At 69.8% G+C, this 11,538-nt stretch carries 9 protein-coding genes; 3 read left to right on the top strand and 6 right to left on the bottom strand.

The features are described from left to right. The first annotated feature begins 159 nt into the window (after window positions 1–159). Complete coding sequence (locus AN215_RS25265) at window positions 160–1,452, top strand: acetate kinase (RefSeq protein ID WP_070011351.1); 1,293 nt, start codon at window positions 160–162, stop codon at window positions 1,450–1,452. A gap of 62 nt (window positions 1,453–1,514) precedes the next feature. Next, window positions 1,515–2,942, top strand: coding sequence for a pyruvate kinase (gene pyk / locus AN215_RS25260; protein WP_070010850.1), 1,428 nt, complete (start codon window positions 1,515–1,517; stop codon window positions 2,940–2,942). Window positions 2,943–3,065: 123 nt separating this feature from the next. Here the strand turns inward: pyk and AN215_RS25255 are convergent, their stop codons facing one another. From AN215_RS25255 to AN215_RS25240, 4 genes are all read right to left on the bottom strand, one after another. Then, a complete protein-coding gene (locus AN215_RS25255; protein WP_245694708.1) occupies window positions 3,066–4,190 on the bottom strand; it encodes a hypothetical protein in 1,125 nt (374 codons plus the stop codon). Window positions 4,191–4,335: 145 nt separating this feature from the next. Further along, window positions 4,336–4,962: a DUF6114 domain-containing protein gene (locus AN215_RS25250; RefSeq protein ID WP_070010852.1), complete on the bottom strand. Its 627-nt coding sequence runs from the start codon at window positions 4,960–4,962 to the stop codon at window positions 4,336–4,338. A gap of 111 nt (window positions 4,963–5,073) precedes the next feature. Then, complete coding sequence (locus AN215_RS25245; protein WP_070010853.1) at window positions 5,074–5,691, bottom strand: DUF6230 family protein; 618 nt, start codon at window positions 5,689–5,691, stop codon at window positions 5,074–5,076. 644 nt (window positions 5,692–6,335) lie between these two features. Then, window positions 6,336–7,295 carry a tetratricopeptide repeat protein gene (locus AN215_RS25240; RefSeq protein ID WP_070010854.1) on the bottom strand — a complete coding sequence of 320 codons (960 nt, stop codon included), beginning with the start codon at window positions 7,293–7,295 and terminating at the stop codon, window positions 6,336–6,338. 318 nt (window positions 7,296–7,613) lie between these two features. On the opposite strand from AN215_RS25240, the gene AN215_RS25235 reads away from it, so the two are divergent. Then, window positions 7,614–8,243 carry a TetR/AcrR family transcriptional regulator gene (locus AN215_RS25235; RefSeq protein ID WP_070010855.1) on the top strand — a complete coding sequence of 210 codons (630 nt, stop codon included), beginning with the start codon at window positions 7,614–7,616 and terminating at the stop codon, window positions 8,241–8,243. Window positions 8,244–8,343: 100 nt separating this feature from the next. Here AN215_RS25235 and AN215_RS25230 read toward each other — a convergent pair whose 3' ends face one another. Together AN215_RS25230 and icmA are read right to left on the bottom strand one after the other, a co-directional pair. Next, window positions 8,344–9,630: an APC family permease gene (locus AN215_RS25230; RefSeq protein WP_420856154.1), complete on the bottom strand. Its 1,287-nt coding sequence runs from the start codon at window positions 9,628–9,630 to the stop codon at window positions 8,344–8,346. Between the two features lie 129 nt (window positions 9,631–9,759). After that, the gene (gene icmA, locus AN215_RS25225) at window positions 9,760–11,460 is read right to left on the bottom strand and encodes a coenzyme B12-dependent isobutyryl-CoA mutase large subunit (RefSeq protein ID WP_070010856.1); all 1,701 of its coding nucleotides are present in this window, start codon (window positions 11,458–11,460) and stop codon (window positions 9,760–9,762) included. Window positions 11,461–11,538 lie beyond the last annotated feature (78 nt).

Below are 11,538 nucleotides of genomic sequence, written 5' to 3'. Positions count from 1 at the left end.
GCGGCTTCCGTCGCCGGCGGGCCGGCCGGCGACGGGAGGAGGCCGGAACGGACCCGCACCGGCCGGGCCGCAGCGTGCACCACCGCCACGCACGATCCCGCGCACCGCGGCGCTATCGTCGTGCGCGAGCCGACACCCGTTCAGAAAGCCGAGCCGCCCGTGACCGCGACCCGCGTCCTCGTACTCAACTCCGGTTCCTCCTCGGTCAGGTACCAGCTGCTGGAGATGGCGGACGGTTCGCGGCAGGCAGCCGGGATCGTGGAACGCATCGGGGAGAGGCAGTCCCGCCTCGTGCATTCTTCCCCTGCCTCCGGCGGGGAGACCCCGAATGCCTCGGGCGGCGAGACCCCAGCACTGGCTTCAGGAGGTGAACGCCGGGAGCGGGTCGAGGAGTTCGCTGACCACGACGCCGCACTCAGGGCGGTCGCGCGGGAGCTGGAGGCGGACGGCTGCGGTCTGGAGGACCCCCGGCTGGCCGCGATCGGGCACCGCGTGGTGCACGGCGGGCAGACCTTCACGCGCCCGACTCTCGTCGACGACGCCGTGCTCGCGGAGATCGAGCGGCTCATCCCCCTGGCACCGCTGCACAACCCGGCCAACCTGACGGGCATCACCACCGCCCGGTCGCTCAACCCCGGCCTCCCGCAGGTCGCGGTCTTCGACACCACCTTCCACACGACGATGCCGGAGCACGCGGCCCGCTACGCGATCGACACCGCGACGGCCGACGAGCACCTCGTACGCCGCTACGGCTTCCACGGCACCTCGCACGCCTACGTCTCCCGCAGGACCGCCGAAATGCTCGGCAAGGACCCGTCCGAGGTCAACGTCATCGTGCTGCACCTCGGCAACGGGGCCTCCGCCTCCGCCGTGCGTGCGGGCCGCTGCGTGGACACCTCGATGGGCCTGACGCCGCTTGAGGGCCTGGTGATGGGTACCCGTTCCGGCGACGTGGACCCCGCCGTCGTCCTCCATCTCGTGCGGGTGGCGGGCATGTCGGTGGACGGGGTCGACCAGCTGCTGAACAAGCGGAGCGGGCTGGTGGGCCTGTGCGGCGACAACGACATGCGGGAGATCCGCCGTCGCGTCGACGAAGGCGAGGAGGAGGCGAGGCTCGCCTTCGACATCTACGTCCACCGCCTCAAGAAGTACATCGGCGCCTACTGCGCGGTGCTGGGCCGCGTGGACGCCGTGGCCTTCACCGCCGGAGTGGGCGAGAATTCCGCCCCGGTGCGGCGGGCCGCGCTTCAGGGCCTGGAAGGGCTGGGCCTGTCCGTCGACGACGCGAGAAACGAGGCGGAGCCGGAGGGGCCGGCGCCCGCCGGGGCCAGGATCGTCTCCCCCGACGGTGCCCCTGTAGCGGTGGCCGTCGTACCGACCGATGAGGAACTGGAGATCGCACGGCAGACCTATGAGCTGGTCAGCGAGGCGGGCTCCGCGGCTCACCGCTGACCCCGTGATCCACTTCACCCCCGATACGTTCCGCCTTTGAACAAACCGTTAGGATCGTCCTCATGCGCCGTTCCAAAATCGTCTGCACCCTGGGCCCAGCCGTCGACTCCTACGAGCAGCTGAAGACGCTGATCGAGGCCGGTATGAACGTGGCCCGTTTCAACATGAGCCACGGCAGCCAGCCCGAGCACCAGGAGCGGTACGAGCGCGTCCGCAAGGCGGCCGAGGACACGGGCCGTGCCGTCGGCGTACTGGCCGACCTCCAGGGCCCCAAGATCCGCCTGGAGACCTTCGCCGAGGGGCCCGTGGAGCTGGTGCGGGGCGAAGAGTTCACCATCACCACCGAGGACGTCGCGGGCGACAAGACGGTCTGCGGCACCACCTACAAGGGCCTGCCGGGCGACGTCACCAAGGGCGACTCCGTCCTCATCAACGACGGCAACGTCGCCCTCCAGGTCACCGAGGTCGACGGCCCCCGGGTCCGCACCATCGTGATCGAGGGCGGCGTCATCTCCGATCACAAGGGCATCAATCTCCCGGGCGCGGCGGTCAACGTGCCGGCGCTTTCGGAAAAGGACGTCGAGGATCTGCGCTTCGCCCTGCGCATGGGCTGCGACATGGTGGCGCTGTCCTTCGTACGGGACGCGTCCGACGTGCGCGACGTGCACCGGATCATGGACGAGGTCGGCCGGCGCGTCCCGCTCATCGCCAAGGTCGAGAAGCCGCAGGCCGTGGCGAACATGGAGGACGTCGTCATGGCCTTCGACGGCGTGATGGTGGCCCGCGGCGACCTGGCCGTCGAGTATCCGCTGGAGCGGGTGCCGATGGTGCAGAAGCGCCTGATCGAGATGTGCCGCCGGAACGCCAAGCCGGTGATCGTCGCGACGCAGATGATGGAGTCGATGATCACCAACTCCCGCCCCACGCGCGCCGAGGCCTCCGACGTCGCCAACGCGATCCTGGACGGCGCGGACGCGGTGATGCTCTCGGCGGAGTCGTCCGTCGGGCAGTACCCGGTCGAGACGGTCAAGACGATGTCGAAGATCGTGGAGGCGGCCGAGGAGGAGCTGCTCAGCCGCGGGCTGCAGCCGCTGGTGCCGGGCAAGAAGCCCCGTACGCAAGGCGGTTCGGTCGCGCGGGCTGCGGCGGAGATGGCGGACTTCCTGGACGGCAAGGCGCTCGTGGCCTTCACCAAGTCCGGCGACACGGCGCGACGGCTCTCCCGCTACCGCGCCTGCCAGCCGATCCTCGCCTTCACGACCGAGCCCGAGACGCGCAACCAGCTCACGCTGAGCTGGGGTGTGGAGACGTACGTCGTGCCGCACGTGCAGCACACCGACGAGATGGTCGAACTCGTCGACGCGGAGCTGCTGAAGCTCCAGCGCTACGACGCGGGCGACACCATGCTCATCACGGCGGGCTCACCGCCCGGCGTCCCCGGCACCACGAACATGGTGCGGGTGCACCACCTGGGCGGCACCCAGGGCTGACCCCGCGGCGCCGGCGGCCGGCGCCGGCAACGAGCAAGGCCCGCGGCCTCCTTGAGGTCGCGGGCCATGCTGTGTGTGCGGCTCCCGGATGTTACGGCTCCCGGAAAGAATCAGGCGGTGGCCTCACTCGATGGTGTTGCGCAGCCCCGGCACCGTGAGATTGCCCCCGAACTGACCGGCCTGGGTGACCTCCACGTTGGTGAAGTAGGCCTCGGGGATGTTCAGCGGCGGCGGGTGCTCGGGGTCGAAGACGATCGGAATCAGCCCGAAGAGGTTGCCCTTGAGCTCCTCCGTGTACATGGTGACCTGGCCGCCCTTGACCGTGGACGTGGAGCCCTTGGCGGCCCGTACGTGGTACTTGGTGCCGTTCGGTCCGTCCACGATCTGGTGCAGGTCGCCGATGTCGACGCTGCTGGCCGTGAACTTCAGGGCCTGCTTGGTCTTCCCGTCCTGGGTACGGATGTTGACGACACCCTTGTAGTCCAGGCCGTGCAGACCGAGGGAGCTGGCCTTCAGCGTCCACGGATCGTTGGGGAGCATGTTCGGAGTCTGCTCGTCCTTGCCCGCGGACTTCTTGTGCTCGACGCAGGGGAAGTCCTTGCCGTCCTTGCGGGCGGTGGCCTTGTCGCCTTCCTCCTCGGGCACCAGGTCGTCTGCACCCTTGCCGACCCGCTCTGCCTTCTCGCCGAGCTTGTCGGTGGTGTCCTTGAGGCCGTCGCCGACCTTGCCGAGGGCGTCGCCGGCAGGCTTGTCCGCCTTCGCGGAGGACTCCGAGGAGCCGCTGGATCCGGAGTCCGAAGATCCGGAAGAGGCCTTCTCCTCTTCCTTCTTCTCCTCGGCTTCCTTCTCCTTCTTCTCCTTGGGGCTGAGGATGTCGCCGATCGCGTCGCCGACACCGCCCAGCAGGCCGCCGTCGTCCTCGTCCTCTTCCTCGTCCTCGCCGGGCTCGGACGGGGAGGGGCTCGGCTCCGGGTCCTCGGAACCGCCGCCGCTGCCGCCGGAGGGGTCGGACGGGCTCGGCTCAGGCTTGGAGGAACCAGAACCGGGCTTGGCCTCGTCGTCCTGCTGCTCCTCCTTCTCCTTCTCCGCGCGCTCCTTGGCGGCCTTCTCCTTGGCCTTCTCTTCCGCGTTCTCGTCCTTGTCGGGCTGAGACACGCAGGCGCCGCCCTTGAAGGGGTTCTTGGGCAACGGCTTGGCGTTGGCCAGCTGAGGCGTGAACCCCATCCCCATCAGGACCGCAGAGGGCATGGCCGCGAGGGCTATCGCCTTGCCCGCGGGGACATGCAGGCGGTTCAGCAGTGGCTTCCTCGGTGCCGCGTGGCGCGGACCGATTCTTCCACGGCCGGCGTCGGACGCTTCTTGCGCCGACGGCACCGCCTCCTCATGAACCTCGTCACCCGGCACGGTGCCTCCCGTTCCCGTGGTTCGCATCGGCTCCGGTCGAAGAAGCCGTTCCAAAGACTGAAAGGTCGTCCTGGGCCGTACCCGTCAGACGGCCGCCGCCCGAGTCCCTGTCCGCCTCGGCGGGCGACGAGGAGTACGTGGGACTCGAAGTCGCCCTGCCGGCGGACGCGTTGCCGGCATCCTCGGGCTCGTCGGCATCGGCCTTGCTCTTCGCCAGCGGCTTCCCCGGTGCCCAAGCGACGCCGAGTGCGCCACCGATCAGCCCCAGGAGGAAGCCGATCATGTAACCGCCGAAGTTCGAGACGACCAGGGCGACCAGGACCAGCAGAATCGCCGCGATGCCGGCGAAGACCCGTGACTGGGGCTGGAACCACATCGTGAGCCCGAGTACGACCAGCAGGACACCGATGATCAGCGAGCCTGCACCCGCTGTCGTCGACATCCGGATCGTCAGGGAACCCAACGTGAGGTTGTGGTACGGGACGTACATGATGGGAATACCGGCGAGCAGCGTCAGCAGGCCGCCCGTGAACGGGCGCTGTCCGCGCCAGTCCCGGAACGAACTGCGCTTCTGGCCGAATCCGGTCGTCAGCCTTTGTCGCGTCTCGGCGCTCATGTCGTACAGCTCCTCGGGACTGGCACAAAGCTTGCGTTGGTGGAGCAGACCGGACGGGTGCGGGGCGGCAAGGAGCAGCCGCGCCACACCCGTCCGGTCAGTGAGTGCGCATCAGTAGCACTCGTTCTTGCCTTTCTTCACGCCCATCTTCAGACCGCTGAGCTTGAAGGTTCCGGCGGTGGTCGCCCAGGCCCGCTGCTTGACGTCCGTGAACGTCGCGCTGTCTGCCTGCTGGGCGAACGAACCGGGCGCGTACTTGTCGCCCTTGTTCGGACCGGGGCCCTTCGAGGTGCTGTCCGCCGACACGCCGATGTCGATGTTGTTGAACGTGGCGTTGGCGCCGATGTCATCAGCATCGATGTAGAGCTTCTTGGCCTCGACCGGCCGCGCTGCGTCGGTACCGGCGCTCAGCTTCATCGTCACGTCGCCGAATGCCGGAACCGGCACGACGACGGACTGGCAAAGATTCTTGATCTTCGCCTCGTTGAAGCCGACGACCGCGACGGGCTTGTTGCCGGCCTTGGTCGAGTCGACAGCCCCGTACTGGACGAAGCCCTTGCCGTCCAGACGGTCGGCGGTGACCTTGAACTGCTGGCCGGAGACGCTGAACGACGCCGCCAGCGCACCCTGCGAAAGTGCCACACCTATCGCTGCGGTGGCAGCGACACTCGGCACCATGACGACGGCGAACCGCTTCCATCTGGTCCCGCCACGAGCCAGGGACTCCATGACTTTCCTCCTTCTCGGACGTACATCTCCGGCCTGGACGGACCGCTCCTGAACGGCCCGCTCCCTGACCTGGGATGGGAGAAGTGCTACGTCCTCGGGAAGGAGAGCGCCGTCATCGACAGACGTACGGATACGTCACGTCCGAGCTGTCGGCGATCACCCCCGAGCGACAACCACTGGCCACGCTCTCGCGCAACCTGCTTTGTTCGGACAGGCCCTGCCTGTTCGGCAGAGACCCCCCTGTCCGGAAGACCGGCGGTGGTGCTGGGTGGGGCTGAAAGCTTGCGTGCCGGTCTGCTCGGTGGGGATCCAATACCTGCTGAGCGCCGAATGGTTGCCGGGCTGCGGGCAATGGACCGAGCTTGGCCGATCGTGGTGCATCCGAAGGCTGCGCACAAGGGGGTGCGTTACCGGGGAGTAACGGCCAGATAACTGGTCGGCGGCCGATCAGCATAGGACAGACACACAGGGTCGCCACCCCTGGGGTGACAGGCGGGGAATCAACCGGACATCCAAGAAGAAAGCGCGCGAGGCTATTTACTGCGAGTAACAGCGGCTGTGATTACCAAGTTTTGGCAAAACACAGCCGCTGATGTCGCTAAAACCATCTGTCGTGACCGTGCGTACGGGGCCGTACGCGCCCGTCAGAACAGCACGCGAGCCAGGGCGCTACGCGCGGTGACTACCCGTGGATCCTCCGCGCCAATCACCTCGAAGAGTTCGAGAAGCCGAAGGCGCGCAGTCTCCCTGCTCTCCCCCGCGGACTTTTTCACGGTCTCCACAAGACGTCCGAAAGCGTCCTCGACATGACCGCCCGCCATGTCCAGGTCCGCCGCCCGGAGTTGGGCCTCGACATCGGCCGGGTCGTCGGCGGCTTCCTTGCGCACCTGCTGCGCGTCCAGCCCCTGGACACGGCCGAGCAGTTCGGCCATCGCGAGTCCGACGCGGGCCTCGGTGCTGCCGGGGTCGTCCGACAGGACGTTCTTGTAAGCCTGCACCGCGCCGTTCAAGTCGCCGGTGTCCAGGGCCTGCTGGGCTGCCGCGAGCGCCGGGTTCTCGGGCTCCTCGGGGGCCTGCGGCGCCTCTTCGGCACCCTCCTCGGCCTCCACGCCCTGCAGGCCCGTGATGCCGAACCGCTCCTCGGAGACCTGGATCAACTGGTCGAGAGTCTGGCGGATCTGCGCCTCGGGAGCCGCGCCCTGGAAGAGCGGCAGCGCCTGGCCGGCCACGACGGCGAACACCGCGGGGATCCCCTGGACGCCGAACTGCTGCATCAGCATCTGGTTGCTGTCGGCGTCGATCTTCGCGAGCAGCACACGTCCGCCGTACTCCCGCGTCAGGCGCTCGAGTACGGGCGACAGCTGCTTGCACGGCTCGCACCACTCGGCCCAGAAGTCGATGACGACGGGCACCTCCGCGGACCGCTGGAGGACCTGCTCCTCGAAGCCCGCCTCGTCGACATCGATCACCAGGCTCACGGGGTCGCCGCCCCCGCCCTCGGCGGAGCGGGCCCGGGCCTCCTCCGCCTTCTGCTTGGCCTCACCGGCCGCCTTCACCGCGGAGAGGTCGACCACTCCGCTCATGGACATATTGCGTGGCTGCATGAGTCCAGTCTCCCCCCTTTCCGCCGTGGTGTGTGCCGCGCCGGTCCCCGTCCGGCTGTGGCCGGGCCGTGGCTCTCGCCCGTGGTCGTGGTCGCTGTCGTGGTCGTGTCATGGCCACTGCCGCGATCATGGTCGTGATCACGGTATTGCCCCGGGTGTTGCTCGTGGTCGTCGCACCGGAAGGTACTCGTTTCCGATACGGTTCGTAGCGTAACTTGTGAGGGGGCCCTTCGCGCAACCCCCGTGTACCGGGGACACGATGCCGTTGGCCGGATCTGCCCGCCCGGTACGGCAGACCGCCCGGTATGGTCTGGCGCCATGCCCTCTCCCGCCCCCTCGCCCCGCCGCGCCGGCAGGCCGCGCAGCACCGAGGCCGACGCCGCGATCATGGACGCCACGCGTGAGGCGCTGGTCGACGTGGGCTGGAGCAAGCTCACAGTGGGGCACGTCGCCGCACGGGCGGGCGTTGCCAAGACCACCCTGTACAGGCGCTGGTCGAACAAGGGCGAACTCGTCGTCCACGCGGTCGCGTCCCTCTTCGACGAGCTCGAACTGCCGGACTGCGGAAGCCTGCAGGCCGACGTCGAATGCGTCGTGCTGGCCTTCGCCGACCTTCTCCAGCGGCCCGGCACCAACGCCTCGCTGATGGCGGTCGTCGCCGAGTCCACGCACGATCCCGTACTCCGGGAGCACATCCGGAACGCCATCGTCGAACGTCAGAAGCGGCTCGTGCTGCAGGGCCGCGAACGCGCACAGGCCCGTGGTGAGTTGCCGCCCGACGCGGCGGACCCGGAGGAGGACGCGCGGCTGGTCGACCTGATCTTCGATGTCATCGCCGGAGCCGTGGTGCACCGCACGCTCGTCAGCGCCGAACCGGTGGACCCGGAGTGGGCGTCCCGCTTCACGACTCTGATCCTGCACGGCCTCGCGGCGGCGGCGTCGCGCTGAAGCGGCGGCGTCCTCCCGCTGACGGCGGACAGACCCCGGGCCGTACGAGCGGGACCCCGGGGCGGGACCGCGGCGCGGAAAAGGCCCCGGCGCATGCGTGTCAGCGCCGAGCGCGGCGCAGCGCGAAGACCGCCGCACCCGCCGTCAGGACCGCCGCGCCGGCGAGGACCGAGGAGACGGGGAGGGCGAAGGCCATGGCCAGACAGCCGGCCAGGCCGGCCGCCGGGACGACGCGGCGACGGCGGCCGCGGGATGAAGTGAGCGTCCACGCGGACGCGTTGGCGATCGCGTAGTAGACGAGCACCCCGAAGGACGAGAAGCCGATCGCGCCGCGCACGTCCGCCGTCGCGGCCAGGACCGCGACGACGGCGCCGACGGCGAGGCCCGCGCGGTGCGGCACCTCGAAGCGCGGATGAACCGCTGCCAGGGCATGCGGAAGGTGACGGTCGCGGGCCATCGCCAGCACTGTCCGGGAGACGCCGAGTACGAGGGTCAGGAGGGCGCCCAGCGCGGCGACCACCGCCGCGACCCGTACGGCCCCCTCCAGCCCCGGGACTCCCGCCGCCCGCGCGGCCTCGGTCAGCGGGGCGCCGGCGTCCGCCAGCCCCTCGCCGCCCAGGACGGACAGCACGGCGGCCGCGACCACCGCGTACACGGCCAGCGCGACCGCCAGGGCGGTCAGCACGGCGCGTGGGATGACGCGGGCGGGGTCGCGCACCTCCTCGCCGAGGGTCGCGATGCGCGCGTATCCGGCGAAGGCGAAGAACAGCAGGCCCGCCGCCTGGAGCACCGCGGGCACCGTGAGGTCCGCGCCCGGCCCCAGCCGTGCCGCGTCCGTTCCGCCGGAGGTCAGGACGGCGGTCACCAGTGCGGCGAGCACGGCCAGTACGAGCCCCACCACGGCGCGGGTGACCCAGGCGGACTTCTGCACCCCCGCGTGGTTCACCGCCGTCATCGCGGCCACTGCCGCGACGGCCACTGCATGAGCATGCTCCGGCCAGGCGTAGGAGCCCGCTGTCAGCGCCATCGCCGCGCACGACGCGGTCTTGCCGGTCACGAAGGCCCACCCCGCGAGGTGGCCCCAGAAGTCCCCGAGCCGCTCGCGCCCGTAGACGTAGGTGCCTCCGGAGGCCGGGTGCCGGGCGGCCAGCCGGGCCGAAGAGGTCGCGTTGCAGTACGCCACGACAGCCGCGAGCGCGAGGCCCACGAGGAGGCCCGAGCCGGCGGCGCGTGCCGCCGGTGCGAGCGCGGCGAAGATTCCCGCGCCGAGCATCGACCCCAGCCCCACGGTGACCGCGTCGAGGACTCCGAGCCGGCGGTGCAGCCGCCCCGACGGCGGGTCCGGCGGCGGCGGACCGGCCGCGCCCGGCCCCGGCGGTCTGTTCACCTGCGGCTCCACGGCTCCCTGGACGGCACAGCCGTACATGCTACGGACCGGGCCCTCCCCCTCCGCACGCCCGCGGAGGCCCGACCGCGAGGGCCCGACCGCGGAGGCCCGACCGCGGCAGCCGGCCGGTCAGAAGACCGGCGGCTCCGTGTAGACGCCCCACTCGTCCCGCAGCGCGTCGCAGATCTCGCCGAGCGTGGCCTCCGCGCGTACGGCGTCGAGCATCGGCTCGATCATGTTCGCGTCGCTGCGGGCGGCCTCCATCATGGTGGCCAGGGCCGCGCTGACGGCCGCCTCGTCGCGTTCCTTGCGGCGCTCGCCGAGTGCCCGCACCTGCTCGTGCTCGACCTCGTGGCTGACGCGCAGGATCTCCAGATCGCCGGTGACCGAGGAGTGGTGGCAGTTGACGCCGACGACCTTCTTCTCCTCCTTCTCCAGCGCACGCTGGTAGGTGAAGGCCGCCTCGGCGATCTCACCGGTGAACCAGCCGTCCTCGATGCCGCGCAGGATGCCTGAGGTGATGGGCCCGATGGGGTGCTCCCCCGTCGGTACCGCGCGGCGGCCGCGCTCCTTGATCTGCTCGAAGATCTTCTCCGCGTCGGCCTCGATGCGGTCGGTGAGCGCCTCGATGTACCAGGAACCGCCCAGCGGGTCCGCGACGTTGGTGACGCCGGTCTCCTCCATCAGCACCTGCTGCGTGCGCAGCGCGATCTCCGCCGCCTGCTCACTGGGCAGCGCGAGCGTCTCGTCGAGGGCGTTGGTGTGCAGGGAGTTGGTGCCGCCGAGCACGGCCGCGAGCGCCTCGACTGCGGTTCGTACGACGTTGTTGTACGGCTGCTGAGCGGTGAGCGAGACGCCCGCCGTCTGGGTGTGGAAGCGCAGCCACTGCGCCTTCTCACTTCTCGCCCCGTACTCGTCGCGCATCCAGCGGGCCCAGATCCTGCGCGCGGCGCGGAACTTGGCGATCTCCTCGAAGAAGTCGACGTGCGCGTCGAAGAAGAAGGACAGGCCCGGCGCGAAGGTGTCGACGTCGAGGCCCCGGCTCAGGCCCAGTTCGACGTAGCCGAAACCGTCGGCGAGCGTGTACGCCAGCTCCTGCGCGGCGGTGGAGCCCGCTTCCCTGATGTGGTAACCGGAGACGGAGAGCGGCTTGTAGGCGGGGATGCCGCGGCTGCAGTGCTCCATCAGGTCGCCGATGAGCCGCAGATGGGGCTCCGGCTGGAAGAGCCACTCCTTCTGGGCGATGTACTCCTTGAAGATGTCCGTCTGGAGCGTGCCGTTCAGGACGCCCGGGTCCACGCCCTGCCGCTCCGCCGCGACCAGGTACATGCAGAAGACCGGCACCGCGGGGCCCGAGATCGTCATCGAGGTCGTGACGTCGCCGAGGGGGATGCCGGAGAAGAGCACCTCCATGTCGGCGGCGGAGTCGATGGCGACGCCGCAGTGCCCGACCTCGCCCAGCGAGCGGGGGTCGTCGGAGTCCCGGCCCATCAGCGTCGGCATGTCGAAGGCCACGGACAGACCGCCGCCGCCGGACTCCAGGATCATCTTGTAGCGCTCGTTGGTCTGCTCGGCGTTGCCGAAGCCCGCGAACTGGCGGATCGTCCACGTCCGGCCGCGGTACCCGGTGGGGTGGAGGCCGCGAGTGAACGGATACTCGCCGGGCCAGCCGATGCGCTCGAAGCCCTCGACCGTGTCCCCGGAGCGCGGCCCGTAGACGGGCGCCACCTGGTCGCCGCTGAGCGTGGTGAAGTCCGCATCGCGCTTGCGGGCGGCGTCGTACCGGGCCTGCCAGCGGCGGCGGCCCTCTTCAATCGCGTGTGCGTCCATACCCCCGAATTTACTTGGACGTCCTAGTAATTGTCGACCGATCGTTCGGTGAAGCCGGTCGACGGCAGAGGGTCACAC

The organism is Streptomyces abyssalis, assembly GCF_001751365.1.
Lineage (GTDB): Bacteria > Actinomycetota > Actinomycetes > Streptomycetales > Streptomycetaceae > Streptomyces > Streptomyces abyssalis.
This window is presented reverse-complemented; position numbering and strand designations above follow the sequence as displayed.